15 protein-coding genes and 2 pseudogenes are annotated in these 15,645 nt (G+C 67.3%); 7 read left to right on the plus strand and 10 right to left on the minus strand.

What is annotated here, in order from left to right; translation table 11 throughout:
* The first annotated feature begins 2 nt into the window (after positions 1 to 2).
* From OEY_RS0121950 to OEY_RS0121970, 5 genes are all read left to right on the plus strand, one after another.
* Positions 3 to 1,610, plus strand: a complete 1,608-nt coding sequence (locus OEY_RS0121950) for an acyl-CoA synthetase (RefSeq protein ID WP_010595916.1) — start codon at positions 3 to 5, stop codon at positions 1,608 to 1,610.
* A 78-nt stretch (positions 1,611 to 1,688) separates the two neighbouring features.
* Positions 1,689 to 2,858, plus strand: coding sequence for a thiolase family protein (locus OEY_RS0121955; RefSeq protein WP_010595917.1), 1,170 nt, complete (start codon positions 1,689 to 1,691; stop codon positions 2,856 to 2,858).
* 41 nt (positions 2,859 to 2,899) lie between these two features.
* On the plus strand, positions 2,900 to 3,772 hold the full coding sequence (locus OEY_RS0121960; protein WP_010595918.1) for an enoyl-CoA hydratase/isomerase family protein: 873 nt from the start codon (positions 2,900 to 2,902) through the stop codon (positions 3,770 to 3,772).
* Between the two features lie 4 nt (positions 3,773 to 3,776).
* On the plus strand, positions 3,777 to 4,385 hold the full coding sequence (locus OEY_RS0121965) for a TetR/AcrR family transcriptional regulator (protein ID WP_099528114.1): 609 nt from the start codon (positions 3,777 to 3,779) through the stop codon (positions 4,383 to 4,385).
* A 117-nt stretch (positions 4,386 to 4,502) separates the two neighbouring features.
* Positions 4,503 to 5,123 carry a TetR/AcrR family transcriptional regulator gene (locus OEY_RS0121970; protein ID WP_162294069.1) on the plus strand — a complete coding sequence of 207 codons (621 nt, stop codon included), beginning with the start codon at positions 4,503 to 4,505 and terminating at the stop codon, positions 5,121 to 5,123.
* A 658-nt stretch (positions 5,124 to 5,781) separates the two neighbouring features.
* Here the strand turns inward: OEY_RS0121970 and OEY_RS0121980 are convergent.
* The 6 genes from OEY_RS0121980 to OEY_RS0122005 form a co-directional block, all read right to left on the minus strand.
* Positions 5,782 to 6,270, minus strand: coding sequence for a nuclear transport factor 2 family protein (locus OEY_RS0121980; RefSeq protein ID WP_010595921.1), 489 nt, complete (start codon positions 6,268 to 6,270; stop codon positions 5,782 to 5,784).
* Position 6,271: 1 nt separating this feature from the next.
* Positions 6,272 to 7,051, minus strand: coding sequence for an SDR family NAD(P)-dependent oxidoreductase (locus tag OEY_RS0121985; protein WP_010595922.1), 780 nt, complete (start codon positions 7,049 to 7,051; stop codon positions 6,272 to 6,274).
* Positions 7,052 to 7,070: 19 nt separating this feature from the next.
* Positions 7,071 to 8,405 carry an MFS transporter gene (locus OEY_RS0121990; protein ID WP_048773853.1) on the minus strand — a complete coding sequence of 445 codons (1,335 nt, stop codon included), beginning with the start codon at positions 8,403 to 8,405 and terminating at the stop codon, positions 7,071 to 7,073.
* A gap of 45 nt (positions 8,406 to 8,450) precedes the next feature.
* Complete coding sequence (locus tag OEY_RS0121995; protein ID WP_010595924.1) at positions 8,451 to 9,911, minus strand: FAD-dependent oxidoreductase; 1,461 nt, start codon at positions 9,909 to 9,911, stop codon at positions 8,451 to 8,453.
* A 129-nt stretch (positions 9,912 to 10,040) separates the two neighbouring features.
* Positions 10,041 to 10,880 (minus strand): SDR family NAD(P)-dependent oxidoreductase, encoded by an 840-nt coding sequence (locus OEY_RS0122000; protein WP_010595925.1) that lies wholly within the window; start codon positions 10,878 to 10,880, stop codon positions 10,041 to 10,043.
* A 57-nt stretch (positions 10,881 to 10,937) separates the two neighbouring features.
* Positions 10,938 to 11,369, minus strand: coding sequence for a nuclear transport factor 2 family protein (locus tag OEY_RS0122005; protein WP_010595926.1), 432 nt, complete (start codon positions 11,367 to 11,369; stop codon positions 10,938 to 10,940).
* 95 nt (positions 11,370 to 11,464) lie between these two features.
* Between OEY_RS0122005 and OEY_RS0122010 the strand changes: the two genes are divergently transcribed.
* Positions 11,465 to 12,208 carry an IclR family transcriptional regulator gene (locus OEY_RS0122010; RefSeq protein ID WP_010595927.1) on the plus strand — a complete coding sequence of 248 codons (744 nt, stop codon included), beginning with the start codon at positions 11,465 to 11,467 and terminating at the stop codon, positions 12,206 to 12,208.
* 208 nt (positions 12,209 to 12,416) lie between these two features.
* Here the strand turns inward: OEY_RS0122010 and OEY_RS31415 are convergent, their stop codons facing one another.
* A complete protein-coding gene (locus OEY_RS31415; RefSeq protein ID WP_272942271.1) occupies positions 12,417 to 13,034 on the minus strand; it encodes a transposase in 618 nt (205 codons plus the stop codon).
* Positions 13,035 to 13,100: 66 nt separating this feature from the next.
* Between OEY_RS31415 and OEY_RS0122020 the strand changes: the two genes are divergently transcribed.
* The gene (locus OEY_RS0122020) at positions 13,101 to 13,538 is read left to right on the plus strand and encodes a hypothetical protein (protein ID WP_010595929.1); all 438 of its coding nucleotides are present in this window, start codon (positions 13,101 to 13,103) and stop codon (positions 13,536 to 13,538) included.
* A gap of 112 nt (positions 13,539 to 13,650) precedes the next feature.
* Here the strand turns inward: OEY_RS0122020 and OEY_RS30600 are convergent.
* The 3 genes and pseudogenes from OEY_RS30600 to OEY_RS0122030 all read right to left on the minus strand — a co-directional run.
* Positions 13,651 to 13,829, minus strand: a pseudogene (locus OEY_RS30600) (transposase); the annotation flags it as partial.
* A gap of 69 nt (positions 13,830 to 13,898) precedes the next feature.
* Positions 13,899 to 14,137: pseudogene (locus OEY_RS31250) on the minus strand (ISL3 family transposase); the annotation flags it as partial.
* Positions 14,138 to 14,396: 259 nt separating this feature from the next.
* Positions 14,397 to 15,645, minus strand: a 1,249-nt coding sequence (locus OEY_RS0122030) for an Hsp70 family protein (protein WP_010595931.1), incomplete at its 5' end; no start/stop codon positions are given.

Raw genomic sequence — 15,645 nt, forward strand, 5'->3', positions numbered from 1 at the left:
CCGTGTCTACCCCCGAGATGAACATCGCGACCTTCCTCGCCAAGTCCGCAACCCACCACCCGGATCACCCGGCCATCGTGGCCGGGGCCCGGACCGTCACCTACCGCGAGTTCTACCGTCGTGCCCTGAGCATCGGCGGCGAACTGCTCGCCCGCGGGCTGCGTCGCGGAGACCGGGTCGCCTTCGCGCTGCACAACAGTCCCGAGGTCCTCGAGACCGTCTTCGGGTGCCTGGCCGCCGGGCTGGTCGCCGTTCCGATGAACGCCCGGCTGCACCCCAAGGAGATGGGCTACATCGTCCGCTCCTCCGGAGCGAAGGTACTCATCCACGGCACCGCCTTCACCACCCAGATCGACGAGCACCTGGGCGAATTCGACGGCATGCAGTGGCGCTTCGAGGTCGGGGGCACGGCGGGCATCGAACCGTACGACCGCCTCCTCGACTCCTCCACGCCGCTCGAGGCGCCCGTGGAGGTGACCGACGAGGACGCGAGCTGGCTGTTCTACACCTCCGGCACCACCGGACGCCCCAAGGGCGCCACCTGGACCCACCGCACCGGCCGCGTGGTGGTGATGAACTACCTCGCCGACGTCTACAACATCGACCACGACGACGTCGTGCTGCACGCCGCACCCCTGTCGCACGGCAGCGGCATCGTCGCGCTGCCCACGATTGCCCGGGGCGCGACCAATGTCATCCTCGATGCGCTGAGCTTCTCCCCGGAACTGCTGTTCGACACCGTCGCCCAGCACCAGGTCTCCCACATCGCCTTCCTCGCCCCCACCCAGATCGTCGCGATCCTGGACAAGTACGACCCGGACCGGTTCGATCTGAGCACCCTGAAGGCGGTCTGCTACGGCGGAGCCCCGATCTACCTCGAGCACCTCAAGGCCGCTGTCGAGACGTTCGGTCCGATCTTCGCGCAGATCTACGGCCAGGGTGAGGCCCCGATCACGGTCACCGGACTGACCCGGGAGATGCACGCCCGGTTCGCGTCCACCGACGATCCCCGCCTCGGATCGGCCGGCACAGCCCGCACTGACGTCGAGGTGCGGGTGGTCGATGCCGACGGCACTCCCGTCGCGCCCGGCCAAGCCGGCGAGATCATCGTCCGCGGCGACGTCGTCATGCGCGGGTACTGGAACAATCCCGAGGCCACCGCCGAGGCGCTGCGCGAGGGGTGGCTCTACACCGGCGACGTGGGCACCTTCGACGACCAGGGCTACCTCTACCTTCTGGACCGGACCAAGGACATGGTGGTCTCGGGCGGCAACAACGTCTACCCCCGAGAGGTCGAGGAAGTACTGATCACCCACCCCGCGGTGGCCAGCGTGGTGGTCTTCGGCATCCCCGACCAGTACTGGGGCGAAGCCGTGCACGCCGTGGTCGTGACCGAACCGGGCCACCAGGTCACCGCCGAGGAGCTCATCCGCTTCTGCGGGGAGAACCTGGCCGGATACAAGAAACCCAAAGCCGTGGAGTTCGTACCGGAACTCCCGGTCAGTGCCTACGGGAAGATCCTGCGCCGCGAGGTCCGCGACCGCTACTGGGCCGGCCACGACCGCAAGGTCGGCGGCGGCGCCCGCGGCGTGGCGACCGCGAAGCCGTAACAACCCGGCCCGCCGGGTGCCGCGACAGTGCCACGACCGTCACGGCACCCGGCCGCCTCACAGAACCAGGAGTTTGCCGTGGACAGAGTTTTCATCGCCGGCGTCGGCATGACACCGTTCGTCAGCCGCACCGACCAGACCCTCGGCGAGATGGCGGCCACGGCCGCCGCTGGAGCCTTGACGGACGCCGCGATCGACGCCCGCCAGGTCGGCCGGGTGTATTTCGGCAACGGCGCGGCCGGCCTGCTCACCGGCCAGGAGATGATCCGAGGCCAGGTGGCACTTCGCCACACCCCCCTGGCCGGAATACCGCTGGTCAACGTGGAGAACGCGTGCGCCTCCGGCAGCAGCGCGGTGCTCGGGGCATACGATGCCATCCGCGCCGGCCGCTGCGACGTGGCCGTGGCCATCGGCGTCGAAAAACTCTCCCACAGCGAGAAGCATCGCACCTTCGCCGCCATCCGCGGCGCGACCGATGTCGCCGAACTCGACGCCGATGCTGCCGCCCAGGAACTGAAGAGTTCGGCTTTGCTCGACGTCTACGCGGCCGAGGCCCGCGAGTACATCGACACCTACGGTGCCTCGGTCGAGGACTTCGCCGCCGTGGCGGTCAAGAACCGCAGTCACGGCGCCCTCAACCCGCGGGCCCAGTTCGGGACCCCGCAGACGATCGAGGATGTGCTCGGTGCCCGCCTGATCGTCGACCCGTTGACCCTGCCGATGTGCTCACCGACCACCGACGGCGCCGCCGCCGTCGTGCTCGTGTCCGAGCGCTACCGCAACCGCAGCGGGGCAGGCACGTGTCAGATCCGGGGCATCGACCTGGCCTCCGGCTACGGCGCCGGCTCGGAACCGGTCGCCCGCGCTGCCCGCGCCGTCTACGACGCCACCGGCATCGGCCCCGGCGATCTCGACGTCATCGAGGTTCACGACGCGGCAGCACCGTCGGAGATCCTGCAGTACAGCGAAATCGGATTGTGCGAGGACGGGGAAGGACACCTGCTGCTGCGCAAGGGGCAGACCGCCCTCGGCGGCCGTACCCCGGTCAACGTCAGCGGCGGTCTGCTCAGCCGGGGACATCCCCTCGGCGCCACCGGCTGCGCCCAGATCGTCGAACTGTTCGATCAGCTGAGCGGACGAGCCGGAGCCCGGCAGGTCGAACGCGCCGGCGTAGGGCTGGCGGTCAATGCCGGCGGATGGATGGCGGGCGCCTACGCCACCACCGTCGCCACCCTCCTCACGCGGTGACCGTCGTCGGCACCGTCCATCCAGCACCCAAGGAGACACCAGTGCGGCAAGACCTGGAAACGCTGTACTACGAGCAGGCCGACGACGGCGTCGTCGTCCTGACACTCAACCGCCCGGATCGGGGCAACGGGGTTGTGCCGGAACTGGTCCGGGACTTCGTGGAGACCTTGACGCTGCTCGAGGCCGACAAGAGCGTCCGTGCCCTCGTCCTGACCGGCGCCGGCAAGCAGTTCTCCGCCGGTGCCGATCTGAAGGCGATGAAGGACTACCTCGAGCATCAGCACCGCGTCGAGCACGAACCCTACAACGCCCGGGTACTTTTCCCCCTGACCCAGCGGGTCGTCGCGTCCCGGCTGCCGACGATCGCCGCGATCAACGGGGGCGCCACGGCCGGGGGCCTCGACTTCGCCTTGGCCTGCGACATCCGCATCTGCTCCACCAGAGCGAAAATGGGGGAGACCTACATCAACATGGGTCTTCCCCCGGGCAACGGTGGCTCCTACTTCCTGCCGCGACTGCTCGGATCGGGCATGGCGGCGGAACTGGCGCTGACCGGGGACGTCATCGACGCGCAGCGCGCTCTCGAGATCGGGCTGGTCAACCGTGTCGTCGAACCCGAGGACCTGATCCCCGAGGCGGTGGCGCTGGCCGGCAAGATCGCAGCCAAGTCCTGGCGTGCGGTCGAGGCCACCAAACAAGCCCTGCGCTCGACGTGGCAAGTCGACCTGGCCACCTCGATGACCAACAGCTTCTGGGCGGTCTCGGCCCTGCACTACGGGCCGGATCTGCTCGAAGGGGTCTCGGCATTCCTCGACAAGCGTCCACCACGCTTCAACGAGGATCGGACACACGGCGCGGATTCCCGGCCCGAGGAGCCGGCGGCATCGGCACCTGCTCATGCCTCACTACAGTGACACTGTGAGCACCTCGGACCGGGCACCTGCCGTCGCCGCCATACGCGAGACGATCCTCGCCGCGGCGACGGCACTGTTCGGTGACCTCGACTACCCGGCTACCTCCATCCGCGACATCGCCCGGGCGGTCGACATGCTGCCGGGCAGCATCTACGCCTACGTCGAGAGCAAAGAGGCGATCTTGTACGAGATCGTCTCCACCGGGATCGACCGGTTCGTCGCTGCGGTCGAGTCCCTCGACACCGCCACCGCACCGGACGAACGCCTCGAACAAGCCATCCGCGCCCACATCGACATCGTCGCCGAAAACCCACAACGGGCCCTCGTCGTCTTCCACCAATGGCGGTATCTGGGCGACGAATCCCGTGCCAAGGTGATCGCCGCCCGGCGTCGCTACGAAGAGTTCTTCCGTACCACCATCCGCGAGGGCGCCGAGACCCAGGTCTTCCGCCCCGACCTCGACATTCGCTACGCAACCTTGACGGTTCTCGGCGCGCTGAACTGGGCGCCGGAATGGATCCACGCCGACGATCCGGCCACTGCCGACAGTGGGCGGAAGCTGGCAGACATCCTTCTCGCCGGGCTGCGTCCATTCGGCGAGGATGTGCCGTAGAGGTCGACGTTCGGTGGCGGGGGAAGTAGCAGAAGTTGGACCTCGTCGCTTGGTAACGACTGTTTGTTTGGGTTACATTCGTAAGAACTGACCGTCCTGGACGGGGGAGGAGGAAGCATGCCACCGAGGCAGCGGCGAAACAACAGCCGTTCCGCAAAGGGCGGCCCGATCTCGGCTGCGGAAATCCGTGCAGCCGCCCTGGCATTGTTCAGCGAGCGAACCTTCCCCGTCATCGGCATGCGAGACATCGGGGATGCGGTCGGACTTCTGCCCGGCAGCCTGTACGCCCACATCAGCAGCAAGGAAGAGTTGCTTGCCGATATCGTCACCGAGGGCATCACGAACTACCTTGTGGAACTCCGCCCCTTCCTCGAGTCCAAAGATGCGGCTCCTGATCGAATGCGCGGCGCCGTCAAGGCTCATGTGAAGGTGCTGGCGAAGACCCTCGAACAGACCCGGGTTGCTTTTCACCAGTGGCGATTCCTGGGTGACGGCGCCCGAGAACAGGTGGTCGAGCTGCGTAGACAGTACGAGGATGTCTTTCTGCAGATCTATCGAGCCGGAGTGGCAGAGGGAACTTTTCGGAAGGCGCGCAGCGAGCGCATCGCAGTGCTTGCCCTGATCGGCATGCTCACCTCCGCGTCGGAGTGGTACTCACCCGAAGGCCGCCTCGGTGCCGACGAGTTCGGTGAAGCTCTGGCCGAAGCCGCAGTGGACGGGCTCTTAGCGAAGAGCTGACCTCGGAGGCAGACAAGCCGAAGGAGCAGCGTACAATGTTTTACTTGACATAATATCCGTTATCGGTGTTCCGTAACTGGTTGCACCACAGCGATTTTCGTGTGATATGGGCGCAGCCACTGGTGGGAACCCGGTACCGGACGAGTGTGTACAGGCACGGTGGGGTCGGCAGTGCCGGCGCGGCCCGGATGCTGTTCGCTGCCGCCGACGTGGTCGGATTGATCGACGGGGACGGTCCTGGCCAGGAACGGGCCTGAACGTGTGTTCCCGGGCGCCGGGCGGCACCGGCGCCACGGCACCTTGCTTGGCTGCGGTGCCGACCAAACCTTCTGTACCGCAATGCTAGTGATGGATAATCGTGCTTATCCACTTCTTCTGGATTCGGCCGGGTCTCCACACGTTGTGCACGAGTGTGTCACTGTCCCGCGCTTCATCACGGGCGTGGTGGGCTGGGGCTCCTCGTGCGGTTATTGGATGGTCCATCCGCCGTCGGCTATGTACACCGCGCCGTGGCGGTCGCCGCCGCCCCGCGGGCATCGCGTATCGGGTAGCGAGAAGGAGTATGCGCGCAGTTCAGGGAGCATTTCTCTGCGAACTGAGGGGGAGGTGAGCGTGGCGATTTCTGCCGCCGCGGTCACCTCCCTCGCGCGCGTTCCGGTTACGGCTTCCCGGTGTAGAGGGAATCGTCGGCCGTCCTGCGGGCGCTCACCCAGGTCGGATCGAGGATGTTCTCGATCCGCTCGTGTCGTGATTCGTCGAATACGACGATTCGTTCGGCGATGCGCCACTGGCTGTTTCGTTTCTCGAACCGGTCGATGTATCGGCACTTGATGGTGTTCAGCATCTGAGTCGACTCGCCGTCGGCCGGTGCCTGGCGCAGGTAGCACAGGCAGTAGGATTCGACGTTCGCGGTGTCGCCGTCCAGGTCGATCAGGATGTTGCTGATGTAGTGCATCGAGGAGTCGATCGTGCGGTGCCGGGTTTTCATGTCCTCGATCAGTCCGTCGACCGTCCCGATGTAGCCGCCGTGGGTGTCGATGGCATCCGGGAAGTAGCATTCGGCGACGCGGTCGAAGTCTGCGCGGTCGACGTAGCGGGCGTACCGGTGCAGCACGTCGGTGATGACGGCTTTGTCCTCGAGTGACATGTCAGCCGAGCTCCCGGGTGATGCGGTGGTAGAGGCCGCCGGAGGTCAGGCCGCCGTCGATGACGATCTCGGTGCCTGTGATGTACGTCGATCTGTCCGACAACAGGAATGCGACGGTTTCGGCCACTTCGTCGGGGTCGGCCGACCGGCCGGCGGGAACGGATTTCAGGCTCTCGTCGACGAATTCCGTCGTACCCGAGGTCAGCAGCGGCGTCTCGACGAGCCCGGGGTGGACCGAGTTGACGCGCACGTGGTGTTCGGCGAACTCGAGTGCGCCGACCTTCGACAGGCCGCGGACGCCCCATTTGCTGGCGCCGTAGGCGGCGGCGAAGTAGCCGAGCATACCGGCGATCGAGGAGATGTTGACGATCGAGCCACCACCGTTGCACTTGAGCAACGGCGCGCACGCCCGCATGCCGTAGAACACGCTGTCGAGGTTGATCGCCATGACCCGCCGCCAGTCCTCGACGGAGGTGTCCTCGATCCCGTATCGAAAACTCACCCCAGCGTTGTTCACCAGTCCGTCGAGGTTCCCGTCGGCGGCGTCGATCACCTCGGCGAATCGACTCCACGCGTCGGGGTCGGTGACGTCGAGCCGGTGGAAGTCGGCGGCACCGCCCTTGTCCCGGATCTGGTCGATGACGGCTTCGCCGGCGGTGGAGTCGATGTCGGCGACCCACACATGCGCCCCGAGGGAGGCGAGCAGCTGTGCTTCGGCACGGCCCATCCCGCTGCCGGCACCGGTGACGGCGACGGTCTTGCCGGAGAACTCGGTGTTCATAGCGCTGTCCTTGTCTGGGTCAGTCGGTCTTCAGTTCGCAGCCCTTGGTCTCCGTGACGAAGAAGACCGTGACGAAGGTGAGGACCGCCGTGAGCACGAAATACCCGGCGGGGGCGAGGGGATTACCCGTGAGGGCGATCAGGTAGGTCGCGATGAACGGGGCGGTGCCACCGAGGACCATGTTGGTGACGTTGTTGCCGAACGCGAGTCCGGTGTAGCGCACCGAGGTCTTGAGCATCTCGACGTACGTGACGTACGACGCCCCGTTGACCACGGAGACGCAGATGAACAGGACCGACTGGCCCACCACGGCCTGCCAGATGCTGCCGCCCGCCATCATCATGAACATCGGGACGCCGAGGACGATGGCGGCGAAGCTGCCGGTGAACAGCACCGGCTTGCGGCCCCACCTGTCGGAGGCCCAGCCGGCGAGGGGAAGGGTGATGACACCGAGCACCAGGGCCAGGGAGGTGGACAGGAACGCGACCTGCGAGGTGTGGCCGCCGGTGGTCTTGAGGTACGTGGCGGCGTAGACGGAGGCGATGTAGTAGCCGCCGGTGATCAGGGCGCCGAGGAAGATGATTTTCACGACGCTGCCGCGGGAAGTGGCCAGCAGTTCCCGGATCGGGAGCTTCTTCGTCTCGCCGCTTTCTGCGAGTTCTTCGAATTCCGGGGTGTCCTCGAGCTGGGTTCGGATCCACACCCCGATGACACCGATGACGATGCTGAGCAGGAACGGGATCCGCCATGCCCACGCGAGCACGGTCTCGTCGTCGAAGACCGAGGTCAGGGCGAGCGCGACCAGCGAGGCCGCCAGCGAGCCGAGGTAGGTGCCGGTGTTCACCATCGAGGTCTGCATCCCGCGCCAGCGGGCGGGTGCGGACTCCGAGACGAAGGCGTTGGCACCGCCCAGCTCCCCACCCGCGGCGAAGCCCTGCAGGCAGCGGGCCAGGACGAGGATCGCCGTGGCCCACAGACCGAGGGTGAAGTACGACGGCAGCAGGCCGATGCCGGCGGTGGCCACCACCATCAGGAGGATCGTCCACGACAGGGCGTTCTTGCGGCCGTACTTGTCTCCGATGTGACCGAAGAAGATTCCACCGGGCACCCGGAGGAAGAACGCGACGGCGAACGTGGCGAAGGTGCCGAGCAGCCCGGCCGTGGGGTTGTCCGAGACGAAGAACAGTGCGGCGATGGTGGTGGCCATGTAGCCGTAGATGCCGAAGTCGTAGTACTCGACGACGGTGCCGACGACGGCGGCGCGGATGACCGTGGCGGTCGACTGCTTCTTCGGAGGGGACTGGGTGTGCGCAGGTTCGTCCGCGACGGGAATCACGGGGGAATCACCAATCATGGCGCGTCCTTTGGGGTGTGCGGGACCGGGGTGAAGACCCCGAGGTCAGGGGCGGGCAGAGGTGAGGACGGAGGGGTGCGTGGACGAGGGGCGGGAGGCGCGTGCCGCGTTGCGACCGGCGATCCGGCCCATGGTCAGGGCGTTGGCGACGGCGTTGCCGCCGCCGACGTACCGGAGTCCGAGGATTCCGGCGCCGGCCTCCCCGGCTGCGAACAGACCGGGGATCGGGCATCCGGTCCGGTCGACGACGGCGGCGTCGCTGTCGATCTCGAGGCCGGCGTGCGTGCAGACCAGCTCGGCGGGCAGCACTCTCACGGCGTAGAACGGACCGTGCGCGATCGGATCCGGGGCGGCGGTCGAGCCCTTGTTGGCCAGGGTGCGGTGGCGCAGGAAGTCGTCGTCGGTACCGGCCGGGAGCTGCGCGTTCCACCGCTCGACGGTGACGGCCAGCACGTCGGCGGGTACCTCGAGCAGCGCGGCCAGCTCGGCCAGGGTGCCCGCTCGCAGCGTCCGACCGGCGTCGGCTTCCTCGGCGATGCGCTCGGGGATCCAGTCGGTGTACCCGCTGGGCAGGCCGAGCCGGGCCCGCTCGTCGAAGATCGCCCACACCGGGCCGTCCTGGGCCTCGATGATGCCGGTGGAGACCGCGTAGGAGGCGTCCTCGTCCATGAACCGGCGGCCGTGCCGGTTGACGTGGATCCGCGACTTCGGCGGGAAGCCGGACTGCCAGTGGTGGTATCGCTGGAAGTAGGCGGTCGGGAGCATCAGTCCCCAACCGTCGCCGGTGACGGCGGCGTCGACGTCACGACCGAACGCGAGGTGATCGCCTCGGCTGCCCGGGGCGGCGACCACGAACAGCGACTCGCCGGCGTTGTTCGCGACAGGATAGTAGCGGTCGACCAGCTCGGGATCCTGAGCGAAGCCCCCGGAGGCGACGACCACGGCGTGAGCCGGGACGTCGAGGTCGTCCGCGACCACACCGACGACGCGGCCGTCCTCGACGAGCAGTTTCTGGACCCGGGTGCCCAGGACCACCTCGACACCGTGCCTGCGTCGGGCCTTGTCGAGGACCTGGACCAAGCCGTATCCCTGGTCCTTGGGCACGTGCCCGCGCCAGACGTCCTCGACGCCGGCCTGGCACAGTCCGGGCATGTGTGCGTTCGCGGACTCGCGGGCCGGGATCTGCACACCGAGCTCGATCAGCCATTCGAGGGTGGGTCCGGCGTTCTCGCAGAAAGTGCGGATCAGTCCCGGCTGAAGCATCCACTGGTTGAGATCCATGTAGTGCTGGAAGAATTTCTCGGCCGAGTCCTCGATGCCCAGGCCCCGCTGAACGCTGGTGCCGGCGGCGGTGAACAGACCGGCCGAGAGCTGTGTGGAGCCGCCGAGTTCGGTCTCGGACTCGAACAACAGCACCGATGCGCCCTGTTCGGCCGCGGTGACCGCCGCGGCCAGGCCGGCTCCGCCGCCGCCGATGACGATAACGTCCCAGGTGTCGTCGGTCATGACAATGCGTTCCCTGTCTCCGCGCCGGGGCGGTCGTTCGAGCAATGGGAAGGGGGGCCGCCGTCGACGGCGGCCTGTCCGGCGGTCCGGGAGGTGACTCGGTCGGCCGACGGGACGAGGACGGTGGACTCAGACATGACGGGAGCCGCCGTCCACAGCGATGGAGTGACCGGTCACGTAGCGGGCGCTGTCGGAGAGCAGGAACAACAGCGGGCCGAGGACCTCTTCCGGGGAGCCGAGGCGGTGCAGGGGCACGACGTCGAGGGCGTGCGCCAGCGCAGCCGGATCGTCCTGCACCCACCGCGTCATCTCGGTGTCGATATAGCCGGGAGCGATCGAGTTGACCCGGATGCCCTTGTCACCGAACTCGACGGCGAGGGCTTCGGTCAGATGTGCGACCGCGGCCTTCGACGTGCAGTAGGCGCCGCGGCCCTTGCGGACCCGGAGCGCCGACACCGACGACATGTTGACGATCGCCCCACCGGGCTGCAGGTGGCGGGCGGCGGCCTGCGCGCCGAAGAGGACACCTTCGACATTGACGTCGAGTGTCGCGGCGATCTGCTCGGGTGAGATCTCCTCGGCCAGGGCGAAGGGGAAGATGCCCGCGTTGTTGACCCAGAAGTCGATGCGTCCGAACGTCTGCAGCGCCACCTGCGCGAGGCTCTCGTGGTCCTCGGCGTTCGTGACATCGACGCGTGTCCCGAGCACAGTACCGGGCTGGTCCGCCAGGGAATTCGTGGCGAGCGCGGCGTTGATCTCCTCGGCGGTTTCCTTCATCTGCACGTCGTCGATGTCGGCGGCGACGACGTGTACGCCGCGGGTGGCCAGGCCCTGGGTGAATCGAGCGCCCATGCCCCGGGCGGCGCCAGTGACGACGGCGACCTTGCCGACCATTTCCGGGTACACGGTGGTCAGCGCGGTGGTGACGGTGCGGCCCGGGTTCTGGGCGTCGGTGGTGTCGGTATTCATGGTCGAGGTCCTCCAGGAGAGCGGTATCGAAAGAAGTACGAAAGGTCTTGTGGATTTTCAGAAGTCGTCGCGACGGACGGTGCGTCGCGCGATCCGCCAGGCGCCGTCGTGGCGGACCACCCGGTCGGTGAGGGTGGTGAAACGCACCACGCGCGATTGCCCACCGCGGACCGTGGCCACGATCTGCAGATAGGCCCGCACCGCGAGGGTGTCCCCGTCGTCGGGCTCGACGTCGACGTTGGTGATCACATGCCGGTGCACTTCGCCGGCCGCGGTCGCGGCCGCGAGGAACCGCTCGGCGAATGCCGTGAGCTCCTCGGCACCGACGACGGGCGCCGGGTAACTGGGCGAACAGAACTCCCCGTCCGGGGTGAACGTCCGCGCCCACTCCTCGGCCGCGCCACCGTCGATGAGGTGGCTCTGCCGAGCGTAGAGCTGGTGAAGCTGCGCGAGCACCGTCGCGTCGACATCCGTATCGCTGGGCGTCATGACACTTGAACCATTCCCACTGTGTGCTATTATCGCACTATGTGTGCGACTAAAGAATACGCTAGGTGGTACGGTTCACACCTGTCAAGGGAGGCATGGTGATGACACAGGTGGGGTCACGGCCGGAGCGAACGGCCGACTCGGACATCGTCCGCGTACAGCCGGACTCGGGAATGTCGAAGACCCTGCACCACGGGCTGGAAATCCTCGAACTGCTTGCTGCCCATCCACGCGGACTGACGGTCAGCGAGATCGCGGACGGGATCGGCGTACACCGCACGGTCGCGCACCGGCTGATCCGCACGCTCGAGGCGCACCGATTGTGCCGGCGCGACGACCGCAAGCGGATCTCGCTCGGCACCGGGCTCGTGACGCTTGCCGACTCCGTCGAGCAGGACCTGCGTACCCTCGCGCGGCCGATCCTCGAGGAACTCGCGGACACGGTGGAGGCAACCGCCCACCTGGTGGTGCGTGAATCGGAGTCCGACGTGCGCGCGATGATGGTGGTCGAGCCGCGACGATCCAGAATGCACATCGCATTCCGGCCCGGCCAGGTGGATCCGATCGACCGTGGCTCCGCGGGCCTGGCGATCCTGGCCTCGATGCCGCCGACGGACGGTGAACGCCCCGAAGTCGGCGCGGCACGCCACCTCGGTTATGCGCTATCGCAAGGCGAAATCATCCCCGCGGCCATCGGCATCTCCGCCGCCGTCCCGAGTCGTCCCGGCGGCACACAAGCTGCCGTGGGCATCTCCGTGTTCGAGCTCACGGCAGGAGAAGAACAGCTCGCCGCGGCCGTCATGGCCGCCGCGGGTGCCCTGGGAAATCTCTTGCACTGAGGCCAAGATTCCGCTCTCCCTCGAGAAGTATGCGCGAAGTCATCTGCGCAGTGTCTGAGCCCGGCCGACGGCGTGCCTCCAGGTTGGCGGGCAGAACCGTTCCCACCCCGGGGGTCGCCCGAGGAGCGAGTCGACGGGGATGTCGAGGGCTTCCGAGGCGAGGGAGGTAACACTTCGGGGATTTGTCCGATCAATCCGACCGGTAGGTTTATTTCACTGAATCGAGGTCTTCGTGAAGCGTCTTGTTGCCGCTGTGTTCGGCTGCACCGCTCTTACCCTTGCCGTACCGGCCACGGCGAACGCTGCTCCCGGCAGTGTCGACGACATTCCCAGCCTTCTCGGTGCCGCCCTCAACTGCAATTTCCTCGACGGTGGCTCCAGCAAGTGTGGAGTCATCCCCACTCCGCCGCCCGGCGCGTTTCCGGCGGCGAGCGCCACGGACGTCCCGCTCGCCGCCGTCAGCGATCCGGAGCCGGCGGTGGACTGGGAGCACGTGTGGTTCCACGAGCAGTGCCGGTTCGCGCCGCTCACCCCGAAGTGCGTCGTCCACAACGTCGTCGAGACCGTCACTACGGGATCGGCCGGTAATCGGGACACCCCGTTCGCTTCCTCCTAGCCAGACCGAATCCTTCGGAAAGGAGCCCGCGTGATCGGCGGCTGAGCCTTGACCCGACGCGTTGTCCGTGCGGACCCAGGTCCGCAGGGTCTCGCCGCTGATCCCCAGGTCCGAGGCCACTGCCGCGTAGGTACGGGTGCCGTCGGCTGTGCGAGGCAACGCGACCGCGTCCCGGTGGAACTCCTCCGTGTACCGAGACCGACGTCCCATGTGAACCTCCCTCCTGGTTCCTCCACGAACCATTGTCAGGGTGTCCACTCCCGAGGGGCGGGCTCAGTGCGTCGGGCGACGGTGTTCGGCCGGTGCGAGTCCTCCACCGGTATCGAGCCGTTCACCGCTCTGGTCGATCAAGTCATGACACGCGAGCCGTACGCGTCGGCCCGGCGCGTGTTCTGGATTGTCGACAACGGTTCCTCGCACCGCGGTCGATCGGTTGGCGCAGCGGTATCCGAATGCGGTGACGGTCCATACCCGGTGCATGCGTCGTGGCTCGATCAGGTCGAAATCTACTTCTCCATGGTGCAGCGGAAGGTTCTTACTCCCAATGACTTCCCCGATCTCGGGGCAGCCGAAGACCGCTTGTCGCGGTTCGCGGAGTGTTACAACGCCACTGCCACGCCGTTCCGGTGGCTCTATACCCGCACCGACCTGCACGGCATCTGCAGCGGCTCGACGACCACGACCGACTCCTCGATGCCGCATGACCCCCGATGAACTTCCGGCAACAACCACATAGTCGCCACCGCCGCCCGGATGTTGCGCATGAAGGGCACCCGGCACCGCTGCCATGACGAACCCGCAAATTGCTGTGCCACGGCGGCTTTGAGTTGCGGTGCGTGGTGCGGGTGGCGGTGCGCTCGTCGCGGCCGGCGCCGAGCTTCTCGGTGGCCTCGGCTTCGATCAACGCCTGCAGACCGATGCGGATCAGTTCGGCGAACACGTCCGCACTGTCGGCGCCTTGAGCGCGTCGAGTTGGGCGAGCAGGGCAGAATCGTCGTGGGTCATCGCGTAGTCGACGCCCACGTCACGGGCCCGGTCGATGTCTCGTCGGGCATGAACCGGTTGACCCTCGAGGTCGAGGCCGACCTGCGCGTCGCGGGGCGGGGTGGTGACCCGGCCCTTCGACCGCGCCGACTTCTCCCCGCACTGCGGGCACACGCCGACCCACCGAGGATCGGTACCGAGCCGGCTGCCGTCGTCGATGCGCCGCACCGATTCGACGACGACGCCGCCGAGATCGAGCAGCAGTGAACCACCGTGGAGTATGCCCGCGTTCCTTGCTGATCTGGTTGCCTGAACAACACCCAGCTCACAAGGGCGCGGGCCCTTTTTCGATCACCGACACGGCACGGGTCGGGCAACATCACGCCCCTACCGACTGCGAAGAGCCGCGTTTCCGCCAAGGACTACGTGGTCGGACGAGGAGCCATAGCCAGCTCGGAATCTGTAACTCGTTGCGGTACATCATGAATGAGGATAATCGTGCTTGTCCACCACAGCTGATGGGGGCTCGCAGGCCTGCCGCCGAGCAAGGGCCAAGCGTCAGAACATGTCGATGGTGTGGACTGGGGTTCAGAGTCCCAGTATTCGGGGCAATTCCGGTAGAGGGAGCGGCGGGGGCGGGGGAAGTGTCGGCAGCTGGTACTGCGGCAGACCGGGAATGAGGGGGGCTGGTTCCGGTGGGGGCGGCGGAGCCGATGTGTCGGCCGGCGCGCTGTTCTGCGTCTGAGGGGTGGTAGGGGTCTGTGTCGGATTCTGTGTCTGCGGCTGGTACGTGGTGGGCGCCTCGGTCGGTGCGGGGATCCTCGACTTGTCGAGCACCGGCGGGGCGGCTTCCGGAGGCGGGGTCAGGCCGGCGGTCGTAGCGGGCTCTGGCGGGGCGGTGGGCTGTGCGTCCCGTTCGGAATCCGGCAGCAGGACGGTGCCGAGGCCGATCGCCGCGACGACGGTGAGGACACCGCCGGCGAGAAGGAGACGCCGACGTGTGCGCGGTGGTGCGGTCTTCTCGACGGTGTGCCGGGTTTCGACGGTGTTGCTCGTCTCGTGTGGCGCGGATGCCTGCGTCGGGGACATCACCACGCCGGCGGCCGGGCGGGCCAGCAGTGCCGCACCCTCGGCCGCGACGAGTTCGGGCTGTGCGGGCACGATCACCGGGACGTCCAGCCAGGACTCCATCACGGAGGTGACCAGCGGAATATGCGCACCGCCGCCGATGAGCACCGCGGCGTCGGGGGTGCGCCCCGAGCGGCGGATGACGTCACGGGTGAGGCGGGCCGACGTCTTCACGGGGCCGTCGATGAGCGACTCGAAGCTGTCCTGGGAGAGCAGCAGCAGACCGCCCTCACCGGGCATGCACACCGCGCCGGTGGTGGACAGCTGCTCCTTCGCGTCGCGGCACCGGGCGGTGAGGGCGAGCCGTGCTGCCGTGTCGGCCGGCGGGGTGAAGCGGTGCAGTTCCAGGTGGTGGTCGTAGATCAGCCGGTCGACGAGGTCGCCGCTGATCCGCTCCGAGCGTGCGGTGCTCAGCACGATCCCGGTGGTGCGGTCGACGACGGTGACGGTGAGGCCGGAACTGCCGAGGTCGTAGAACACGAGCGTCTCGTAGTCGCCGAGATCTCCGGACGTCTCCAGCATCTCGAGCGCGGCCGTCACTTCGGGGACCAAGTGGAAGTGGCCGATCTCGAGTCGGGTCATCGCGGCCTGGACGGCACCGGCCTGCGCCTGGTTCCGGTACGCGACGCCGATGGCCTGGACCTCGTCGATCTCATCGGTTTCGGTGAGCACCGTGTCGAGAGATGCGGCGGGCAGGTCCCCCCGGCGG

Source organism: Rhodococcus sp. P14, assembly GCF_000256505.1.
Taxonomy (GTDB): domain Bacteria; phylum Actinomycetota; class Actinomycetes; order Mycobacteriales; family Mycobacteriaceae; genus Rhodococcus; species Rhodococcus ruber.

Coding starts and splice junctions, on each gene's coding strand:
- OEY_RS31415 (WP_272942271.1), bottom strand. CDS start 13,034: ATGGGACGTCGGTCTCGGTACACGGAGGAGTTCCACCGGGACGCGGTC.
- OEY_RS0121970 (WP_162294069.1), top strand. CDS start 4,503: ATGCCACCGAGGCAGCGGCGAAACAACAGCCGTTCCGCAAAGGGCGGC.
- OEY_RS0121990 (WP_048773853.1), bottom strand. CDS start 8,405: ATGATTGGTGATTCCCCCGTGATTCCCGTCGCGGACGAACCTGCGCAC.
- OEY_RS0121980 (WP_010595921.1), bottom strand. CDS start 6,270: ATGTCACTCGAGGACAAAGCCGTCATCACCGACGTGCTGCACCGGTAC.
- OEY_RS0121985 (WP_010595922.1), bottom strand. CDS start 7,051: ATGAACACCGAGTTCTCCGGCAAGACCGTCGCCGTCACCGGTGCCGGC.
- OEY_RS0122005 (WP_010595926.1), bottom strand. CDS start 11,369: ATGACGCCCAGCGATACGGATGTCGACGCGACGGTGCTCGCGCAGCTT.
- OEY_RS0121995 (WP_010595924.1), bottom strand. CDS start 9,911: ATGACCGACGACACCTGGGACGTTATCGTCATCGGCGGCGGCGGAGCC.
- OEY_RS0122000 (WP_010595925.1), bottom strand. CDS start 10,880: ATGAATACCGACACCACCGACGCCCAGAACCCGGGCCGCACCGTCACC.
- OEY_RS0122010 (WP_010595927.1), top strand. CDS start 11,465: ATGGTGATGACACAGGTGGGGTCACGGCCGGAGCGAACGGCCGACTCG.